Origin of the sequence: Burkholderia sp. PR2, assembly GCF_052372875.1 — a bacterium.
Classification (GTDB): domain Bacteria; phylum Pseudomonadota; class Gammaproteobacteria; order Burkholderiales; family Burkholderiaceae; genus Burkholderia; species Burkholderia diffusa.
This window is the reverse complement of record NZ_JBQRWH010000004.1, coordinates 557,178-575,699: the sequence shown is the minus strand read 5'-3', so window position 1 is coordinate 575,699 and position 18,522 is coordinate 557,178. Positions and strand designations below refer to the sequence as shown.

The following is an 18,522-nucleotide window of genomic DNA, read 5'->3' as shown; positions in this document are numbered from 1 at the left end:
GGCGCGTCGTGGCGCCGGCCGCAGGGAATTCGTTCGCGCGAAGCGGCCGGGGAAGCCGCTTCGCGCGAGGGCGCTCAGAGCGCGTGGGCCTGGTCGCCGGCGACCGGTGCGGCGCTCGCCTGTTCATCGGCCACGTAGCGCAGTTCGCGGTTCAGCACGCGCGTCGCGCGGGCCCGGTCGATGTCGTTCTCCCACACGGCGACGACCACCGTCGCGACGCAGTTGCCGATCAGGTTGGTCAGCGCGCGGGCGATGCCGACGAACCAGTCGACCGGCAGGATCAGCACGAGGCCGAGGACCGGAATCGCAGGAATCGCCGACAGCGTCGCCGCGAGGATCACGATCGCCGAACCCGGAATCCCGTGCGCGCCCTTCGACGTGACGAGCGATACCAGCAGCACGACGATCAGGTCATGCGTGGACAGCGGCGTATTGGTGGCCTGCGCGATGAACAGCACGGCGAGCGTCAGGTAGATCGAGAAGCCGTCGAGGTTGAACGAATAGCCGGTCGGGATCACCAGGCCGACCGTCGAATCCTTGATGCCCATGTATTCGAGCTTGCTCATCACCTGCGGCAGCACCGCGTCCGACGACGCCGTGCCGAGCACGATCGACAGTTCCTCGCGCAGGTAGCGGATCAGCTTGAACACCGAGAAGCCCGCGATGCGCATCACGATGCCGAGCACGACCGTGACGAACACGATGCAGCTCAGGTAGAACACCGCGACGAGGTAGCCGAGCTGCTTGAGCGACGTGACGCCGTACTTGCCGGTCGTGAACGCGATCGCGCCGAGCACGCCGAGCGGCGCGAGCTTGATGATGAAGCCGATGATGCGGAAGAACACGTGCGACAGCTCCTCGATCAGGCTGTTCACGCGCTGCGCCTTGTCGCCGAGCAGCGACAGCGCCGAGCCGAACAGCACCGCGAACACGAGGATCTGCAGGATGTCGCCCTTCGCGAACGCGTCGATCGCGGTCTCGGGGATGATCTTCATCAGGTAGCCGGCCGTGTCCTTCAGGCTTTCGGCGTTCTTCGCGTACGACGAGAGCGAGGCCGCGTCGAGCGAGTGCAGGTCGATGTTCATCCCGACGCCCGGGCGCGTCAGCCACGCGAGGACGAGTCCGATGCCGAGCGCGATCGTCGTCATCACCTCGAAGTAGACGACCGCCTTCAGGCCGACCCGGCCGACCTTCTTCAGGTCGCCCGCATTGGCCATCCCGCTGACCACGACGCAGAACACGATCGGGCCGATGACCATCTTGATGAGCTTCAGGAAGCCGTCGCCGAGCGGTCGCAGCGACTCGGCGAAATGCGGGAAGAACGCGCCGAGCGCGACCCCCAGGATTAATGCGGCGACTACCCGGCCAAACAGCGAATTGAGGAATTTCGACACGGCGCTCTCCCGATCCAACGGTTGCAGTTTCGTCTGTTCATACTGGTAAGACCAGTGATGTTATGGTGGATAGTAGGAAGCCGATATAGTCGCGTCAAGGCCGAATAAAATAGGGATTTCCCGCCCATGCAGGGGCGGATCGTGACTTTCCCGTAGGCCGGTCATGCACCGCGCGCAGGCGGATTACAATGCCGGTCAGACCGGCCATCGTTCACATCATGAAAAACGTTCCGCACACCGTGACCGACGCCGCCATCGCGACGATCCGCGACCGGATCGAGGCAGGCGTGTATCCGGTCGGCAGCCTGCTGCCGGCCCAGCGCCAGCTCTCCGAGGAGCTGGAGATCAGCCGCGCGTCGCTGCGCGAGGCGCTCTCCACGCTCGAGGCGCTCGGGATGCTGCGCATTCGCGCCGGCAAGGGCGTGTATGTCGAAAGCGCCCAGGCGACGGCCGCCCATCCGTGGCAATTCGCCGAGCAGTCGTCGCCGCCCGACACGTACCAGATGCGCTATGCGCTCGAAGGATTCGCCGCGCGGATGGCCGCGCACGTCGTCACCGACGACGACATCGCATGGTTCGAGGACAACCTCGCCGACCTGCACGTCGCGCTGACCGACAGCGCACTCGACGAAGCGTCGCGGCTCGACTTCGACTTCCACATGCGGATCATCCATCTCGCGGGCAACGCGGCGATCGAGTCGGTGCTACGCAGCAGCGCGGACATCATGAAGGAAAGCCAGCGCATGCCGTTCTACCGGCGCGAGCTGCTGCTGTCGACGTGGCACGAGCACCGCGCGATCGTCGACGCACTGATCGCCCGCGATGCGGCCGCGGCCGGTACGGCGATCGAGACGCACATCGAGAACGCCGCGCAACGCGCGGGCATCTTCTTCCCGACGCCGGGCACCTGACGCCGCCGTCGGCCGGCGATCCCGGCCGCCGCGGCAGCCCATTCTCCGGTCGTGCCGGTCATCCTCCCGAAGGATCGCGATACGCGAGCGCGCGCGTGACGCGCATAGGCCTCGCCGAATTCGGTGAGCTGCACCGCGCGGCAAGTCACGCAGTCGCCCGCTTTCGCGCCGGCCAATGAAACAGGCGCGCTCCGCAAATCGCGGGCGTGCCTTTTCTGCATGCGCGCCGTCGCGCCATCAGCAGGCGATCATGCCCCCTCGTGCGTGAAATCGATCAGCACCTTCATCGCACGCTGCCGGTCACCGGCCAGCTCGAACGCGCGGTTCGCGTCGCGCATCGGGAACACGCCCGTCACGGCCGGGCGCAAGTCGACGCGCTGCGCATTGATCAGCTGCACCGCGAGCGCGAATTCCGCATGGAAGCGGAATGAACCGCAGATCGACAGCTCCTTCGCGACCACGACGTTCTGCGGCAGGCTGACATCGCCGCCGAGCCCGAGCTGCACGACGACGCCGCGCGGCCGCATCACGTCGAGGCCGTCGCGCAATGCGCGCCCGTTGCCCGAACACTCGATCATCACGTCGAACGTCCCCTTGTCGGCACCGTAGCGCGCGACCCAGCCGGTGTCCGTCGACGCGTTGATCGCGTGATCCGCGCCGAGCGCGCAGGCAACCTCGAGCGGCGCATCGACCACGTCGGTCGCGACGATCTCCGCCGCCCCATGCACGCGCGCCGCCGCGACCGCCAGCACGCCGATGGGCCCGCACCCCGACACGAGCACCCGGCGGCCGATCAGCGGACCCGCGCGCGACACCGCATGAAGCCCGACCGCGAACGGCTCGGCGAGCGCCGCGAGTGACAGCGGCACATGGTCCGCCACCTTCACGCACTGCGCGGCATCGCACACGAGCGCGTTGCGAAATGCGCCCTGCACGTGCGGCATGCGCATCGCGCTGCCATAGAAGCGCATGTCGAGACACTGGTTCGGGAGCCCTTCCAGGCAGTAGCGGCACGCGCCGCACGGGCGGCTCGGGTTCACCGCGACACGATCGCCGACCGTCACCGACGTCACGTCCGGCGCAACGGCCGCCACCGTGCCGGCCACTTCATGGCCGAGTACCATCGGCTGCTGCAGCCGGATCGCGCCGAAGCCGCCGTGCCGGAAGTAATGGAGGTCGGAGCCGCAGATGCCGCCCATTGCGACATCGACGCGCACCTGGCCCGGGCCGATCTCGCCCGCGTCCTGCTCTTCGAGCCGCAGGTCGTTCGGACCGTGGATCACGAGACACATGCAACGCATACGCATGACGTTCTCCTATACGGCGCTGGTCAGGCCGCCGTCGACGAACAGCGTCTGGCCGTTCACGAAATCGGATGCGGCCGATGCCAGGAAGATCGCAGCGCCGCACAGCTCGTCGACGCGTCCCCAGCGGCCGGCCGGCGTGCGCTTGCAGAGCCATTCGGAGAACGCCGCGTCGTCGACCAGCGCGCGGTTCAGCTCCGTCTCGAAATAGCCTGGCGCGAGGCCGTTCGCCTGGATGCCGTGACGCGCCCAGTCGGCGCACATCCCTTTCGTGAGCATCCGCACCGCGCCCTTCGTCGCCGCATACGGCGCGATCGTCGGCCGCGCAAGCTCGCTCTGCACCGAGCAGATGTTGATGATCTTGCCGCGGCCGCGCGCGATCATGTGGCGCGCCACCGCCTGCGCGACGTTGAACACGCCGTCGAGATTCACGCGCATCAGCGCGTGCCAGTCGTCCGGCTCGAATGCATCGAGCGGCGCGCGGCGCTGGATGCCCGCGTTGTTCACGAGGATGTCGATCGCGCCGACGCGCGCCTCGAAATCGTCGATCGCCGCACGCACCTGCGCATGCTCGGCGACGTCGAACACCGCGTAATCGGCCGCGAAACCTTCCTCGCGGAAATGGTGCGCGAGCGTCGCGGCCTTCTCCTCATTACGGTCGTTGATCACGATCGCCGCGCCGGCTTCCGCGAGCCCGCGGGCGAGTGTCAGCCCGATCCCGCGTCCGGAACCCGTGATCAGTGCGCGGCGGCCGTCCAGCCGGAACCGGTCAAGCGCGTTGCTCATGCATGTCTCCTCGTGCCATCGAGCCGACCGCCGGTCGCGGCCGGTCTCGCGATGAGCGTATCTTCGGCGCTCGGCCGGGGCCGCGCCAATGGTCTTTTTTGATCCGGTTATCATGAAATCCGATCACCATCCGCTGCCGCCCGCCCACCATGGAATTCAAGCAATTGCGCGCCTTCGTCACGCTCGCTGAAGAGCTGCATTTCGGGCGCGCCGCGCAGCGCCTGTTCATCGTGCAGTCCGCGCTGAGCATGCAGATCAAGGCGCTCGAGGAAGATCTGGGGGCACGCCTGTTCGAGCGCGATCGCCACAAGGTCGAACTCAGCGATACCGGACGCGTGTTCCTGCCCGAGGCGCGGGCGACGCTGCAGCAAGCCGCGCGTGCGGAGCAGATGGCGCGGCTGTCGAGCCGCGGCGAGATCGGCACGCTGCGCATCGCGTTCGTGTCGTCCGTGCTGCCCGCGCTGCTGCCGGCCGTGCTGCGCACGATGCGCGAGCGCTATCCGCTGATCGCGCTCGAATTGAAGGATCTGCCGACGCCCGACCAGATCGCCGCACTGCGCGACCGGCGCATCGATTTCGGAATGATCCGGCTGCCGGCCGCGTATGCGGGAATCGACACACGCGTGGTGCTCGAGGAAGGCTTCGTCGTCGCGCTGCCGCTCGACCATCCGCTCGCCGCGCACGAGACGATCACGCCGGCCGCGTTGCGCGGACAGCCCGCGTTCGTGCTCGCGCGCCGCTACGCGCCCGGCTTTCACGACGACATGCTGCTCGCGCTGAGCCGCGCCGGCACGACGCTCGAGATCGCGCAGGAGTTCGGGGAATTCACGACGATGCTCGCGCTCGTCGCGGCCGGGATGGGGATCGGGCTGATGCCGGCGGAAGCCGCGAGCGCGTTGCCGCCGAACGTGCTCGCGCGGCCGCTCGACATGGCCGGGCACCGGACCGGCATCGGGCTCGCGTGGACCGACCTCGACAGCCCGCTGAAGCGCGCGTTCGTCGACGCGCTCGAACATGTGACGGCGAACGCCGGGCAATAAAAAAGCCCGGCCGGAAAAACCGGGCCGGGCTCGTTCGCCACGCCGGCCGCCTTGCGGCGGCCGCGCGACGTGCGGAATTACTTCGCGTTCGCGAATGCGACTGCCGTATCCAGCATGCGGTTCGAGAAACCCCACTCGTTGTCGTACCAGCTCGACACCTTGACGAGGCGGCCCGACACCTTGGTCAGCGTCGCGTCGAACGTCGACGAAGCCGGGTTGTGGTTGAAGTCGATCGACACCAGCGGCGCGTCGTTGTAGCCGAGGATACCCTTCAGCGCGCCTTCCGATGCTTCCTTCATGATCGCGTTGACTTCCTCGACCGTCGTGTCACGCTTCGCGATGAACGACAGGTCGACGATCGACACGTTGATCGTCGGGACGCGGATCGCGTAGCCGTCGAGCTTGCCGTTCAGTTCCGGCAGCACGAGGCCGACGGCGGACGCAGCGCCCGTCTTCGTCGGGATCTGGCTGTGGGTGGCCGAACGCGCGCGGCGCAGGTCTTCGTGGTACACGTCCGTCAGCACCTGGTCGTTCGTGTACGCGTGGATCGTCGTCATCAGGCCGGTTTCGAGGCCGATCTTGTCGTTCAGCGGCTTGACGAGCGGCGCGAGGCAGTTCGTCGTGCACGATGCGTTCGAGATGACGGTGTGCTCGGCCTTCAGCACGTCGTGGTTCACGCCGTAGACGATCGTCGCGTCGACGTCCTTGCCGCCCGGCGCCGAGATGATCACCTTCTTCGCGCCGCCCTTCAGGTGCGCGCTCGCCTTTTCCTTCGTCGTGAAGAAGCCCGTGCATTCCATCACGACGTCGACGCCCAGCTCGCCCCACGGCAGTTCGGCCGGGTTGCGGTTCGCCAGCACGCGGATCTTGTCGCCGTTCACGACGAGGTAGTCGCCGTCGACCGACACTTCGCCCGGGAACTTGCCGTGCGCGGTGTCGTACTGGGTCAGGTGCGCGTTGGTCTTCGCATCGCCCAGGTCGTTGATCGCGACGATCTCGAGATCGTGCTTCTTGCCGTTTTCATAAAACGCGCGCAGCGTGTTGCGGCCGATACGGCCGTAGCCGTTGATTGCGACGCGAATCGTCATGGTCTATCTCCTGATGGCTGAAAAAATTCGTTTCGTGCAGCTTCACGGTGCGACGCGCGCGGGGGCAGCGCGCGTCGCGAATGGTTTTAGGCCAGCACGGCCTTCGCGGTCTCGACGACGTGCTCGACAGTGAAGCCGAAGTACTTGAACAGCACGCCGGCCGGGGCCGATTCGCCGAACGTGTCGATCCCGACGACGCCGCCTTCGAGGCCGACGTACTTGTGCCAGAACGCGGTCACGCCCGCTTCGATCGCGACGCGGCGCACGCCGTGCGGCAGCACGCGTTCGCGGTATTCGGCGTCCTGGCGGTCAAACACGTTGGTCGACGGCATCGACACGACGCGGGCTGCGATGCCCTGCTGCGCGAGCGGCTCCACGGCCTTCATCGCGAGTTCGACTTCCGAGCCCGTCGCGATCAGGATGATCTTGCGCGCGACGATCTCTTCGTCCCAGTCCTTCAGCACGTAGCCGCCCTTCTCGATGTTCGCGATCTGCGAATCCGTGCGCGGGTTGAACGCGAGGTTCTGGCGGCTGAAGATCAGGCTCGACGGACGGTCTGCGGCAACCGCGTGGGTCCATGCGACGGCCGTCTCGACCGTGTCGGCCGGACGCCATACGTCGTGGTTCGGGATCAGGCGCAGGCTCGACACGTGCTCGATCGACTGGTGCGTCGGGCCGTCTTCGCCGAGGCCGATCGAATCATGCGTGAACACGAAGATCGACGGGACCTTCATCAGCGCGGCGACGCGCAGCGCGTTGCGGCTGTAGTCTGAGAACGTCAGGAACGTGCCGCCGAACGGCTTGTGGCCGCCGTGCAGCGCGAGGCCGTTGATCGCGGCGCTCATGCCGAATTCGCGCACGCCGTAGTTGATGTGGTTGCCCAGCACGACGCCCGCGCCTTCCGGATTCGCGCGGACCGCCTTCGATGCCTTCCAGTTGGTCAGGTTCGAGCCGGTCAGGTCGGCCGAGCCGCCGAGCAGTTCCGGCAGTGCGGCAGCCAGCCCTTCGATCGCCTGCTGCGATGCCTTGCGGGTCGCGACCGTCTCGGCGCGCTCGTTCGCGCCGGCGATGATCGCCGCGGCCTTCTCGGCCCAGTCGGCCGGCAGCTTGTTGGCCATCCGGCGTTCGAATTCAGCGGCTTCTGCCGGGAATTTCGCGCGATATTGCGCGAACGTCGCGTCCCAGTCGGACTCGGCACGCTTGCCGGCTTCCTTCGCGTCCCATGCCGCATAGACTTCCTGCGGAATCACGAACGGCTCCCACTTCCAGCCGAGCGCTTCGCGCGTCTTCGCGATTTCTTCCGCGCCGAGCGCAGCGCCATGCACGTCGTGGCCGCCGGCCTTGGTCGCCGCGCCCTTGCCGATCACCGTCTTGCAGCAGATCAGCGTCGGCTTGTCCGACAGCTTCGCCTTCGCGATCGCCGCGTCGACCGCGTCGACGTCATGGCCGTTCACGTTCGGGATCACGTTCCAGCCGTAGGCCTCGAAACGCTTCGGGGTGTCGTCGTGGAACCAGTTGACGACGTCGCCGTCGATCGAGATGCCGTTGTCGTCGTACAGCGCGATCAGCTTGTTCAGCTTCAGCGTGCCCGCGAGCGAGCAGGCTTCGTGCGAGATGCCTTCCATCAGGCAGCCGTCGCCGAGGAATACGTACGTGTGGTGATCGACGATCTTCGCGCCGTCACGGTTGAACTCGTCGGCCATCAGCGCTTCGCCGAGCGCCATGCCGACCGCGTTCGCGAGACCCTGGCCGAGCGGGCCGGTGGTCGTCTCGACGCCCGGGGTGATGCCGTATTCCGGATGGCCCGGCGTCTTCGAATGCAGCTGGCGGAAGTTCTTCAGTTCTTCCATCGGCAGGTCGTAGCCGGTCAGGTGCAGCAGCGCGTAAAGCAGCATCGAGCCATGGCCGTTCGACAGCACGAAGCGGTCGCGGTCTGCCCAGTGCGGGTTCGTCGGGTTGTGCTTCAGGTGGCGCGACCAGAGCGCAACGCCGATTTCGGCCATGCCCATCGGCATGCCGGGGTGGCCGGAGTTCGCTTGCTGGACGGCGTCCATCGCGAGCGCACGGATCGCGTTGGCCATCAGGGTGGTAGAGGCGGGAGACGAAGTCGTCATGTCGAGTCCGGAGAACGAGTCGAGGAAACGGGGGCACGGCGGCATCCGGAAGCTCGAGCGTCAATCGTTCCCGGCGCGCGGTGCGGCGCCTGACGGACGCGAAGCGGACGGAGCCTACGGACGGGGCTGCAAAGCTCGTCATTTTAACAGATGGGCTGACATTTCCCTTGTCGGCGCGCGGTGTTCCGGCACGCTTTTCCGCGGAACCGCACGCCTCCTATAATTCAGGCGTCGGAACTGCCCGCCCCGAGCGGCCCGCCCGTGAACACGACCCTTCTCTTCCATCCCACGCCCGACGCTGCGTACGGCTTCCCGAACGCACGCCGGCTCGCGCACGTCGCGTCGCCGCACCAGCACATCGAAGTCTGGGACACCCCGCAGCTCGGCCGCCTCTTCACGCTGGACGGACGGCCGATGACGTCGGTCGGCGACGAATACGTGTACCACGAGTGCATGACGCACCCGGCCGCGCTCGCGCATCCGTGCCCGCGCAAGGCGCTCGTGCTCGGCGGCGGCGATGGCGGCGCGGCGCGTCAACTGCTCAAGCACGCGTGCATCGAGCGGATCGTCGTCGCGGAACTCGACGACGAGGTGGTCGGCATGGCGCGCCGCTATTTCGACGACGTGCATCAGGGCGCGCTCGACGACCCGCGCGTCGAGGTCGTGATCGGCGACGCCGCGCGTTTCGTCACGTCGACCGTCGAGCATTTCGACCTCGTCGTGTTCGACCTCACGCCACCCGATTCGCCGGCGGCGGGCCTCTATACGCGCGAGTTCTACGCGCGACTCAAGCGGATCCTCACGCCGTGCGGCGCGATCTCGATGCATCTCGGCTCGCCGGTGTTCCACGCGGCGCGCATCGCCACGCTGCTCGCCGACCTGCGCGCGAGCTTCGCGGTCGTCGATCCGTTGTCCGCGCACGTGCCGCTGTACGGATCCCAATGGCTGATGGCGATCGCGAGCGACACGCTCGATGCGGCCGCGCTGTTCGCGCACGACATCGACGAGCGTCTCGCCGCGCGCCGCGTGCAGGGACTGCGCTACTACGATGCGCGACTCCATGCAGCCCTCTTTGCCCTGCCACGCGCGCTGCGCGATACACTGGGCGTTCGCCGCTGAGCTTCCGGGCGGACGCATCGTTCTGCGGGCTGGCCGCGCTTTCTCCCGCGCTCGACCCGCGACGCGCGGGCGCGGAACGATGCACGCGGGCAGCCGGCGTATCCGCGGCACCGCACCGGGCGCCCGCGCGCCAATACCCGTTGGACTGCAAAACATGGGACCGGAGTAACCGCTCAAGCGCCAACACCGTTCGACAGGAGATTTCATGACCGATCCACGTCCGGCCAACGTGCCTTGGTTGACGCCTTACCTGGCCGTGCGCAATGCGCATGCGGCCATCGAGTTCTTCCAGGCCGCATTCGGCTTCGAGTTGCGCGCCGTCCTCGACGAGGACGGCGCGATCATGCACGTGGAGATGACCTACCGCGGGCAACTGATCGTGATGTTCGCGCCCGAAGGCGCGTTCGGCTCCACCGCGCTCACGCCGAAGAGTGCGGGCGCAACCGCCCCGCAGTCGTTTTACCTGTATGTCGACGACGTCGACGCGACCTGGCAGCGCGCGCTCGATGCGGGCGCGAAATCGCTGACCGCACCGCAAGACCAATTCTGGGGCGACCGCTTCGCGCAGATCGAGGATCTCGACGGCTATCGCTGGGCGCTCGCGCGCCGCCTGAGCGCATGAACGGAGCCGCGATACGCATGAGTGAAGCCACCACCACCGCGGCCGTGCCGCGCTTTTTCGTCGAGGCGGCGCTGCGCACCGACGCGACGCTCGCGTTGCCGGCCGACGTCGCGCGTCACGCGCAAGTGCTGCGGCTGCAGCCCGGCGACGCGCTGGCGCTGTTCGACGGCAGCGGCGGCCAGTACCGCGCGCGGCTCGTCGAGATCGACAAGCGCAGCGCGCTCGCGCAGATCGAAGCGTTCGACCCGTCCGAGGCCGAGCCGCCCTATCGCGTGACGCTCGCGCAAGGCATCGCCGGCGGCGACAAGATGGACTGGGTGATCGAGAAGGCCGTCGAGCTCGGCGTCGCGGCGGTCGTGCCGCTGTCGACCGCGCGCGGCGTCGTGAAACTGTCGGGGGAGCGCGCGGACAAGCGCGTTGCGCACTGGCGCGGCGTCGTGCGCGCGTCGTGCGAACAATGCGGGCGCAACCGCGTGCCCGACGTCGCGCCGGTACGCGGCTTCGGCGCTTGGCTCGACACGCTGCCGGCCGCGCCGTCCGACGGCGAACTGCGGCTGCTGCTGTCGCCGCGCGCGAGCATCCCGTTCGCGTCGCTGCCCGACGCACCGCCCGCGGCGGCAGTCACGCTGCTGATAGGCCCCGAAGGCGGGCTGTCGCCGGACGAGGAAAATGCGGCACGCGCACACGGGTTCACCGCATTGTCGCTCGGCCCGCGCGTGCTGCGCACCGAGACGGCCGGCGCGGCTGTGCTCGCGGCGCTGGCCGCGCGCTGGGGCGGCTGGTGACGAACCCGACGTGCCGCGACCCACGGCGCCCCGGCACGCGGGGTCGCCACTTGAACGCGGCGCGTTTCGATCTTGCGGCTTGCTGCGACTTGCCGCTCGACGAGCGGTGCGGCATCAGGTTGGACAATGCGTCGGGCACCGGCGTCAGCACGTGTTGCACGCTGCCGGTTGCCCAGTCGACATCGAGGCTGTCAAGATCGATCGTGCCCGTCATCGCGCGCGTCACCGGCGACGCATCCGGCACCTTCGTCCTGCATGCGTCGCGCGGACGCAAAAAAGCCCGCGCGAGGCGGGCCTTTTGCCGGATCGGCCGCGTTCAGGCGGCCGACAGATTCGCGCTTTACGCGAACGAATAGAACACGCGGAACGCGACCTTGCGCTCGGCCCAGAATTCGGCGGCTTCGCGGAACACGTCGAGCAGTGTCTCGCGCCCTTCCTTGTCGAATTTCTGCGCGATCGGCAGCCCTTCCAGGACGATCACGAAACCGGGCTGCGCGCCGGCCTTCGCGACGAGGTCGGTCAGGCAGTCGTACAGCGCATCGTAGTTCTTCCCGAAATGCTTCGGAAACAGGAACGACGTCGCGATCGTCTCCATCACTTCCTGCTTCGACTGCGCGGCGCCGCAATATGCATACAGGAAATGCTGGCCGAGCCGGCTGGCTTCGTCGGCAAGATCCTGCACGCGGAACGCGCGGATCGACTGCACGAGATTGGGTCGCACGGTCGTGAAAAGGCTCATAGGCTCCTCGTTCGATGAAAGCCCGGGCTCGGCTTCCTGTTGCTCCGGGCCGCCGCCGGCCTGTGCCGCCGCGTGGAGTTGCATCACGCGCTGAAACAGATTGCCGTCGCCGGCCGCGAACAGTTCCGCCGCCGCCGTATCGTGCGCGTAGATGGAGTCGCTCATGCCGTTCATCCCGAAGTCATTCAACAATACGTTTAAAACTGTTGTAGTGGTCGTCCGTGTAATAACAGTTGTCGATCCGGCGCAATGGCCCGCCGCAGACGATCCGGCGCGCGCCGCGATTGCGTGCGCGCGGCGTCGGCACCGTGTACTCGTGGTAGTAGCCGCGCTTCGCCTTCGGCAGGATCCGCTCGCGGTTGCCGAAGACGACGCCGTCTTTCTCGTACGGATAGGGGCCACCGGCGCCGATCAGGCCAAGCGTGGTCACGGCCTCGCGCGGCAGACGGGCGGTCGGGATCGTATCGACCCCGCCGACGGCCAGGTCGGCCGAAACGGCCTGCCGTGCGTAAGCGGCGGAAACCAGACTGCCCGTCGGCGTACCGACGATACCCATCGCGAACATCGCGAAGACGGACGCGAGCGCGCCGTTGCGGAGCCACTTGCGTGCCATGAACCAGGGTTCCCGCTGTTAAATCAAGTAGTTGACGACCAACCAAAGGCGTTAGCGTAGCGCTATTGTCCGCGCGAATCAATGTTCGTTTGGGAATCGAAAGGCTGGCGCCGCCCGGAATCGTGCATTTTTTACCGAAACAAGACTACATATATCTTACATGAGATAAAATACCGGCGGCATCTCTCGTATGGCAAGACCCTGCCTCCTTGCCACGCTCGCTACCCGGAGTGGAGAGATGCTGCTGCTGCTTGCGGGAAGCGCGTTTGCGCCCTGCCCGACGGCGTGCCCTTTGCGGGCACGCCTCTTTTTGCTTTTGTTTACAATTTCGCCCGGCGCGCGGCACCGGTTCGACCGTTGCCGCGCGGTTCGTTCCGACTCAGCGTGCGGCGTTCACGTCGGCGACCAGCAGCGCCGCCATGTTGACGATGCGGCGAACGGTCGCCGATTCGGTCAGCACGTGCACCGGCTGGGCTGCGCCCAGCAGGATCGGCCCGATAGCGATGTTGTTGCCGGCGGCCGTCTTCAGCAGGTTGTACGCGATGTTCGCGGCATCGATGTTCGGCAGGATCAGCAGGTTCGCATCGCCTTCCAGCGTCGATTCGGGCAGGATTTCCTTGCGCAGCGCCGCGTCGAGCGCGACGTCGCCATGCATTTCGCCGTCGACCTTCAACTCCGGCGCACGTTCCTGCAGGATCGCGAGCGTATCGCGCATCTTCTGCGCCGAAGGCGCGTTGCTCGTGCCGAAATTCGAGTGCGACAGCAGCGCGACCTTCGGCTCGATGCCGAACCGGCGCACTTCTTCCGCGGCCATGATCGTGATCTCGGCAAGTTGCTCCGGGGTCGGATCGACGTTCACGTGCGTGTCGACCAGGAAGATCTGGCGGCCCGGCAGCACGAGGCCGTTCATCGCCGCGTACACGCTGCAGCCAGGGCGCTTGCCGATCACCTGGTCGATGAAGTGAAGATGGCGGTGGGTGGTGCTGATCGTGCCGCAGATCATCCCGTCCGCTTCGCCCTTCTTCACCAGCATCGAGCCGATCAGCGTCGTGCGGCGGCGCATCTCGACACGGGCCAGCTGCTCGCTGATGCCCTTGCGCGCCATCATCTTGTAGTACGTCTGCCAGAAGTCGCGGTAGCGCTCGTCGTGTTCGGTGTTGACGACCGTGAAGTCGGTGCCCGGCGTGAGGCGCAGGCCGTAGCGCTGGATACGGTGCTCGATCACCGACGGACGGCCGATCAGGATCGGCGTCGCGAGCTTCTCGTCGACGATGATCTGGACGGCGCGCAGCACGCGCTCTTCCTCGCCTTCCGCGAACACGACGCGCTTCTTCTCCGCCGGCGCGCTGCGCGCGAGCTGGAAGATCGGCTTCATCGTCGTGCCGCTGTGGTACACGAACTGCTGGAGGTGAACGCGGTACGCCTCCATGTCCTCGATCGGGCGCGTCGCGACGCCACCGTCCATCGCGGCCTGCGCGACGGCCGGCGCGATCTTGACGATCAGGCGCGGATCGAACGGCTTCGGAATCAGGTATTCGGGTCCGAACGACAGGTCCTGGATCCCGTACGCGGTCGCGACGATGTCGCTCTGCTCGTGCTGCGCGAGTTCGGCGATCGCGTTGACGGCCGCGATCTCCATTTCACGCGTGATCGTCGTCGCGCCGACGTCGAGCGCGCCGCGGAAGATGAACGGGAAGCACAGGACGTTGTTGACCTGGTTCGGATAGTCGGTGCGGCCGGTCGCGAGGATCGCGTCGGGGCGCACTTCGAGCGCCGCTTCCGGCAGGATTTCCGGCGTCGGGTTCGCGAGCGCGAGGATCAGCGGGCGCTCGGCCATGCCCTTCACCATCTCCGGCTTCAGCACGCCGGCGGCCGACAGGCCGAGGAAGATGTCCGCGCCGTCGATCACCTCGGCCAGCGTGCGGGCGTCGGTTTCGCGGGCGAAACGCTCCTTGTCCGGATCCATCAGCTCGGTGCGGCCCTTGTAGACCACGCCGGCCAGGTCGGTCACGGTGATGTTCTCGAGCGGCAGGCCGATGTCGACCAGCAGGTCCAGGCACGCCAGCGCGGCCGCACCCGCGCCGGACGCGACGAGCTTCACCTTCTTGATGTCCTTGCCGACGACCTTGAGGCCGTTCGTGACGGCCGCGGCCACGACGATCGCGGTGCCGTGCTGGTCGTCGTGGAACACCGGGATCTTCATCCGCTTGCGCGCTTCGCGCTCGACGATGAAGCAATCCGGCGCCTTGATGTCTTCCAGGTTGATCCCGCCGAAGGTCGGCTCCAGCGCGGCGATCACGTCGACCAGCTTGTGCGGGTCCGACTCGTTCAGCTCGATGTCGAACACGTCGATGCCGGCGAACTTCTTGAACAGTACGGCCTTGCCTTCCATCACCGGCTTCGACGCGAGCGGGCCGATGTTGCCGAGCCCGAGCACCGCGGTGCCGTTCGTGACGACGCCGACCAGGTTGCTGCGCGCGGTGAAGCGCGCGGCGTTCAGCGGGTTCTCGACGATCTCCTCGCACGCGTAGGCGACACCCGGCGAATACGCGAGCGCGAGGTCGCGCTGGTTGATCATCTGCTTGGTCGGGGCGATCGCGATTTTCCCCGGCGTCGGGAATTCGTGATAGTCGAGTGCGGCTTCGCGGAGCTTGGCTTTGGAGGAGGCTTGGGTCGACATGTGTCTCTTGACGGGCGGATTAGAATAACTGTTCGACGGCATTGTAGCGCCAATCGAAGGCCCCCAGACCGGCGATTCGGGTGCGACAGCCGCGACAAAAATGTACTGAACGGTGCAGGAACGGCGCCGTTCGCTGCGTACAATGCCGTTCCCTTCACCGCTTCCGGGTCCGTCCGCCGTGCCAGCCGCCCTGTCCGAGTTTTCGCTGATCGATCGCTTCTTCGCGCGCCGCGCGGCCCGGGGGACGCGTGCGTCGACGCTCGGTATCGGCGACGATTGCGCGCTGATCGCCCCTCGATCCGGCAAATTGCTGGCCATTTCGACGGACATGCTGGTCGAAGGCCGCCATTTCTTCCCCGATGTCGCGCCCGACGCGCTCGGCCACAAGACGCTTGCGGTCAACCTGTCGGATCTCGCGGCGATGGGTGCCGAGCCGCGCGCGTTCACGCTCGCGTGCGCACTGCCGCGCGCGGACGCGGCGTGGCTCGAGGCGTTCAGCAACGGGTTGTTCGCGCTTGCCGAGCGGTTCGGCTGCGAACTGATCGGCGGCGACACGACGAGCGGGCCGCTGAACCTGTGCGTGACCGTGTTCGGCGAAGTCTCGCCGGACGCGGCGTTGCGGCGCGATGCCGCGCGTGACGGCGACGACGTCTGGGTGTCCGGCACGCTCGGCGACGCCCGTGCTGGGCTCGGACTCGCGCGCGGCGAATGGACCGCCGGCGCGGACGAAGCCGCCGTGTTCCGGCAGGCGCTCGAGCGTCCCGAGCCGCGCATCGCGCTCGGGCTTGCGCTCGCGGGCGTCGCACATGCGGCGCTCGACATCTCGGACGGCCTCGCCGGCGACTTGCAGCACATCCTGACCCGCTCGAACGTGCGCGCCGAGATCGACGCCGACGCGGTGCCGCGCTCGGCCGCGCTCACGACGCTGCCGCCCGACGTGCAGCGACGCTGCATGCTCGCCGGCGGCGACGACTACGAGCTGTGCTTCACCGCGCCGGCCGCGGCCCGCGCGACGATCGAGGCAGCGGGCGCGAGTGCCGGCGTCCGGGTGACGCGAGTCGGTACAATACGCGCGTTGTCCTCGCCGTCGGAGCAGCCCGCGATCGCGTGGCGCGACGCCGCCGGCGCCCCCCTGACTCTCACGTTGCACGGTTTCGACCACTTCCATGCAGACTGACCCGACCGGGCAATCCGCGGCCGCGCCCGGCGCCGCCCGGAACGTGCCGCAGCGCGCCACGGCGCGCTTCATGCTGTCGCACCCGGTGCACATCGTGTCGCTCGGCTTCGGCAGCGGGCTCGCGCCGTTCATGCCCGGCACGTTCGGCTCGCTGTTCGGCTGGCTCACGTTCGTGGTGCTCAATCGCTACCTGACGGTGCCCGAATGGTGGGCGCTGATCGCGGTCGGTTTCGCGGCGGGCACGTGGATCACCGGTTTCACCGCACGAAAGATGGGCACGTCCGATCCGGGCGCCGTCGTCTGGGACGAAATCGTCGCGATCTGGCTCGTGATGCTGTTCGTCACGCCCGCGACCTTCATCGGCCAGTTGTGGGCGTTCGTCGTGTTCCGCTTCTTCGACATGCTCAAGCCGCCGCCGATCCGCTATTTCGACCGTCGCGTGAAAGGCGGGCTCGGCATCATGGTCGACGACCTGATCGCCGCGTTCATGACGCTGCTCGTGATCGCCGCCTGGCGCTCCGTCGTCGGCTGACCGATTTCCCGACTCCCCGTTCCCGACGCGCATGCCAACCGATTCCGTCGTCCATCAGCTTGCGATCCGCGCAGGCAACAAGCTGCGTGACGAGCACCTGTCGCTCGCCACCGCCGAATCCTGCACGGGCGGCATGATCGCCGCCGCGATCACCGACATCTCCGGCAGCAGCCAGTGGTTCGAGCGCGGCTTCGTCACCTACTCGAACCAGGCGAAGATCGACATGATCGGCGTTCCACCCGACCTGATCGAGAAACACGGCGCCGTCAGCGAGCCGGTCGCACGCGCGATGGCCGAAGGTGCGCTGCGCAACAGCCGCGCGCAGGTCGCGCTGTCCGTCACCGGCATCGCCGGTCCCGCCGGCGGCAGCGAGAAGAAGCCGGTCGGCACCGTGTCGTTCGCATGGAGCAACCGGCTGCATACCGACGTCGAGACCCTCGTGTTCAAGGGCGACCGCGAGCAGATCCGCGCGCAGGCCGCCGCGCATGCGCTGCGCGGGCTGCTGAAGCTGCTCGACGAGCGCGAAGGCTGATTCGCCGGCGCAGCGGCAGGGGCGGCCGCCCCTGCCCGCCGACTGAATTGCGTCGGGCTTCACGACGATCCAGTTCTTGTGCGCCGTGGCCGGCAGGCCGAGCGCCTTCTGCCGCGCAGGCATGCGGTGCGCAAGCGACGGGAAAGTTGTTCGCGTGCGCCAGGATGGCAGACACGCGAAGCAGGCGCGCGGCCCGCGGATGCGGGCTCGGCGGTGAAAGGCCGCCCGGGCGGGCGGCCTGCGTTTCAGCGCTATTTCAGCGATGCGCGTTGATCGTATCGCGCGTCTTCTGCGCGGCGAGCGCGGCGGCTTCGGCGAAATCCTCACCCTTGCTCGCGTACAGGATCGCGCGCGACGAGTTGATCATCATCCCGGTGCCGTCGGCGGTGCGGCCCGCGTTGACGGTCGCCTGCACGTCGCCGCCCTGTGCGCCGATGCCGGGGATCAGGAGCGGCATGTCGCCGACGATCCCGCGCACGATCTCGATTTCCTTCGGGAACGTCGCACCGACCACGAGGCCGAGCTGGCCGTTCTTCGCATTCCACTTGTTCGCCGCGAGGTCGGCCACGACCTGGTACAGCGGCCGGCCGTTGGTGTCGAGGAACTGCAGGTCCGACCCGCCCGGGTTGGACGTGCGGCACAGCACGATCACGCCCTTGCCTTCATGCTCGAAGTACGGCTCCACCGAGTCGTAGCCCATGTACGGGTTCACCGTGACCGCGTCCGCGCGATAGCGCTCGAACGCCTCGCGCGCGTACTGCTCGGCCGTGCTGCCGATGTCGCCGCGCTTCGCGTCGAGGATCACGGGCAGCCCCGGATGCTGGAGGTGGATGTGCGCGATCAGGCGCTCGAGCTGATCTTCCGCGCGATGCGCGGCAAAGTACGCGATCTGCGGCTTGAACGCACTCGCGTATTCAGCGGTCGCGTCGACGATCTGCCGGCAGAATTCGAAGATCGCGTCGGGCTGGCCGTCGAACTGCACGGGAAAGCGCGACGGCTCGGGGTCGAGGCCGACGCACAGCAGCGAATTCGTGCGCTGCCACGCGGCGCGCAGCGATTCGATGAAAGTAAGCGGGGAAGACATGG

Annotated in this window: 18 protein-coding genes; 9 read left to right on the top strand and 9 right to left on the bottom strand. The window is 67.4% G+C overall.

Translation table 11 applies throughout. The features are described 5' to 3' along the window. Positions 1-74 precede the first annotated feature (74 nt). A complete protein-coding gene (locus ACT2FV_RS19875; RefSeq protein ID WP_444504637.1) occupies positions 75-1,394 on the bottom strand; it encodes a C4-dicarboxylate transporter DctA in 1,320 nt (439 codons plus the stop codon). A 188-nt stretch (positions 1,395-1,582) separates the two neighbouring features. On the opposite strand from ACT2FV_RS19875, the gene ACT2FV_RS19870 reads away from it, so the two are divergent. Further along, the gene (locus tag ACT2FV_RS19870) at positions 1,583-2,305 is read left to right on the top strand and encodes a FadR/GntR family transcriptional regulator (protein WP_174919958.1); all 723 of its coding nucleotides are present in this window, start codon (positions 1,583-1,585) and stop codon (positions 2,303-2,305) included. A gap of 248 nt (positions 2,306-2,553) precedes the next feature. Here ACT2FV_RS19870 and ACT2FV_RS19865 read toward each other — a convergent pair whose 3' ends face one another. Beyond that, entirely contained in the window at positions 2,554-3,612 is a 1,059-nt protein-coding gene (locus ACT2FV_RS19865; RefSeq protein ID WP_444504636.1) for an L-idonate 5-dehydrogenase, read from the bottom strand. Between the two features lie 9 nt (positions 3,613-3,621). Further along, the gene (locus ACT2FV_RS19860) at positions 3,622-4,395 is read right to left on the bottom strand and encodes an SDR family NAD(P)-dependent oxidoreductase (RefSeq protein WP_059608222.1); all 774 of its coding nucleotides are present in this window, start codon (positions 4,393-4,395) and stop codon (positions 3,622-3,624) included. 149 nt (positions 4,396-4,544) lie between these two features. Here ACT2FV_RS19860 and ACT2FV_RS19855 point away from each other — a divergent pair, with 149 nt between their 5' ends. Beyond that, positions 4,545-5,435, top strand: a complete 891-nt coding sequence (locus ACT2FV_RS19855; protein WP_444504635.1) for a LysR family transcriptional regulator — start codon at positions 4,545-4,547, stop codon at positions 5,433-5,435. A gap of 77 nt (positions 5,436-5,512) precedes the next feature. Here ACT2FV_RS19855 and gap read toward each other — a convergent pair whose 3' ends face one another. Both gap and tkt read right to left on the bottom strand, forming a co-directional pair. Beyond that, a complete protein-coding gene (gene gap / locus ACT2FV_RS19850) occupies positions 5,513-6,523 on the bottom strand; it encodes a type I glyceraldehyde-3-phosphate dehydrogenase (protein ID WP_006485712.1) in 1,011 nt (336 codons plus the stop codon). Between the two features lie 86 nt (positions 6,524-6,609). Further along, positions 6,610-8,682 carry a transketolase gene (gene tkt, locus ACT2FV_RS19845; RefSeq protein WP_174910555.1) on the bottom strand — a complete coding sequence of 691 codons (2,073 nt, stop codon included), beginning with the start codon at positions 8,680-8,682 and terminating at the stop codon, positions 6,610-6,612. Positions 8,683-8,898: 216 nt separating this feature from the next. On the opposite strand from tkt, the gene speE reads away from it, so the two are divergent. The 4 genes from speE (at position 8,899) to ACT2FV_RS19825 (ending at position 11,519) form a co-directional block, all read left to right on the top strand. After that, positions 8,899-9,756 carry a polyamine aminopropyltransferase gene (speE, locus tag ACT2FV_RS19840; protein WP_444504634.1) on the top strand — a complete coding sequence of 286 codons (858 nt, stop codon included), beginning with the start codon at positions 8,899-8,901 and terminating at the stop codon, positions 9,754-9,756. A gap of 205 nt (positions 9,757-9,961) precedes the next feature. Then, complete coding sequence (locus ACT2FV_RS19835; RefSeq protein ID WP_444504633.1) at positions 9,962-10,378, top strand: VOC family protein; 417 nt, start codon at positions 9,962-9,964, stop codon at positions 10,376-10,378. Positions 10,379-10,395: 17 nt separating this feature from the next. Further along, positions 10,396-11,163, top strand: a complete 768-nt coding sequence (locus ACT2FV_RS19830; RefSeq protein WP_124903778.1) for a 16S rRNA (uracil(1498)-N(3))-methyltransferase — start codon at positions 10,396-10,398, stop codon at positions 11,161-11,163. 50 nt (positions 11,164-11,213) lie between these two features. After that, on the top strand, positions 11,214-11,519 hold the full coding sequence (locus tag ACT2FV_RS19825) for a hypothetical protein (protein WP_444504632.1): 306 nt from the start codon (positions 11,214-11,216) through the stop codon (positions 11,517-11,519). Here ACT2FV_RS19825 and ACT2FV_RS19820 read toward each other — a convergent pair. The 3 genes from ACT2FV_RS19820 to ACT2FV_RS19810 all read right to left on the bottom strand — a co-directional run bounded on the left by ACT2FV_RS19820 (position 11,504) and on the right by ACT2FV_RS19810 (position 15,237). After that, the gene (locus tag ACT2FV_RS19820) at positions 11,504-12,067 is read right to left on the bottom strand and encodes a barstar family protein (protein ID WP_059608342.1); all 564 of its coding nucleotides are present in this window, start codon (positions 12,065-12,067) and stop codon (positions 11,504-11,506) included. The two genes, ACT2FV_RS19825 and ACT2FV_RS19820, sit on opposite strands and share 16 nt — an antisense overlap. Before the next feature lie 16 nt (positions 12,068-12,083). Then, positions 12,084-12,515: a ribonuclease gene (locus ACT2FV_RS19815; RefSeq protein WP_006760307.1), complete on the bottom strand. Its 432-nt coding sequence runs from the start codon at positions 12,513-12,515 to the stop codon at positions 12,084-12,086. A 379-nt stretch (positions 12,516-12,894) separates the two neighbouring features. Continuing rightward, positions 12,895-15,237, bottom strand: a complete 2,343-nt coding sequence (locus tag ACT2FV_RS19810; protein ID WP_269467503.1) for an NADP-dependent malic enzyme — start codon at positions 15,235-15,237, stop codon at positions 12,895-12,897. 100 nt (positions 15,238-15,337) lie between these two features. Between ACT2FV_RS19810 and thiL the strand changes: the two genes are divergently transcribed. The 3 genes from thiL to ACT2FV_RS19795 are packed head-to-tail and all read left to right on the top strand — an operon-like array spanning position 15,338 to position 17,436. Next, positions 15,338-16,372 (top strand): thiamine-phosphate kinase, encoded by a 1,035-nt coding sequence (thiL, locus tag ACT2FV_RS19805; RefSeq protein ID WP_151051953.1) that lies wholly within the window; start codon positions 15,338-15,340, stop codon positions 16,370-16,372. Further along, entirely contained in the window at positions 16,362-16,904 is a 543-nt protein-coding gene (locus ACT2FV_RS19800) for a phosphatidylglycerophosphatase A family protein (protein WP_151051951.1), read from the top strand. The genes thiL and ACT2FV_RS19800 overlap by 11 nt, the downstream gene beginning before the upstream one ends. A 31-nt stretch (positions 16,905-16,935) precedes the next feature. After that, positions 16,936-17,436, top strand: coding sequence for a CinA family protein (locus tag ACT2FV_RS19795; RefSeq protein ID WP_151051949.1), 501 nt, complete (start codon positions 16,936-16,938; stop codon positions 17,434-17,436). Positions 17,437-17,692: 256 nt separating this feature from the next. Here the strand turns inward: ACT2FV_RS19795 and pyrF are convergent, their stop codons facing one another. Continuing rightward, complete coding sequence (pyrF, locus tag ACT2FV_RS19790; protein ID WP_069247098.1) at positions 17,693-18,520, bottom strand: orotidine-5'-phosphate decarboxylase; 828 nt, start codon at positions 18,518-18,520, stop codon at positions 17,693-17,695. Between the last annotated feature and the right edge of the window lie 2 nt (positions 18,521-18,522).

Bases quoted from the DNA above. Each gene is read 5' to 3' on its own strand.
- ACT2FV_RS19870 (WP_174919958.1), top strand. From the start codon at position 1,583: ATGCCGGTCAGACCGGCCATCGTTCACATCATGAAAAACGTTCCGCAC.
- ACT2FV_RS19865 (WP_444504636.1), bottom strand. From the start codon at position 3,612: ATGCGTATGCGTTGCATGTGTCTCGTGATCCACGGTCCGAACGACCTG.
- ACT2FV_RS19860 (WP_059608222.1), bottom strand. From the start codon at position 4,395: ATGAGCAACGCGCTTGACCGGTTCCGGCTGGACGGCCGCCGCGCACTG.
- ACT2FV_RS19855 (WP_444504635.1), top strand. From the start codon at position 4,545: ATGGAATTCAAGCAATTGCGCGCCTTCGTCACGCTCGCTGAAGAGCTG.
- gap (WP_006485712.1), bottom strand. From the start codon at position 6,523: ATGACGATTCGCGTCGCAATCAACGGCTACGGCCGTATCGGCCGCAAC.
- tkt (WP_174910555.1), bottom strand. From the start codon at position 8,682: ATGCCGCCGTGCCCCCGTTTCCTCGACTCGTTCTCCGGACTCGACATG.
- ACT2FV_RS19835 (WP_444504633.1), top strand. From the start codon at position 9,962: ATGACCGATCCACGTCCGGCCAACGTGCCTTGGTTGACGCCTTACCTG.
- ACT2FV_RS19830 (WP_124903778.1), top strand. From the start codon at position 10,396: ATGAGTGAAGCCACCACCACCGCGGCCGTGCCGCGCTTTTTCGTCGAG.
- ACT2FV_RS19820 (WP_059608342.1), bottom strand. From the start codon at position 12,067: ATGAGCGACTCCATCTACGCGCACGATACGGCGGCGGCGGAACTGTTC.
- ACT2FV_RS19815 (WP_006760307.1), bottom strand. From the start codon at position 12,515: ATGGCACGCAAGTGGCTCCGCAACGGCGCGCTCGCGTCCGTCTTCGCG.
- ACT2FV_RS19810 (WP_269467503.1), bottom strand. From the start codon at position 15,237: ATGCCGTCGAACAGTTATTCTAATCCGCCCGTCAAGAGACACATGTCG.
- thiL (WP_151051953.1), top strand. From the start codon at position 15,338: ATGCCGTTCCCTTCACCGCTTCCGGGTCCGTCCGCCGTGCCAGCCGCC.
- ACT2FV_RS19800 (WP_151051951.1), top strand. From the start codon at position 16,362: ATGCAGACTGACCCGACCGGGCAATCCGCGGCCGCGCCCGGCGCCGCC.
- ACT2FV_RS19795 (WP_151051949.1), top strand. From the start codon at position 16,936: ATGCCAACCGATTCCGTCGTCCATCAGCTTGCGATCCGCGCAGGCAAC.
- pyrF (WP_069247098.1), bottom strand. From the start codon at position 18,520: ATGTCTTCCCCGCTTACTTTCATCGAATCGCTGCGCGCCGCGTGGCAG.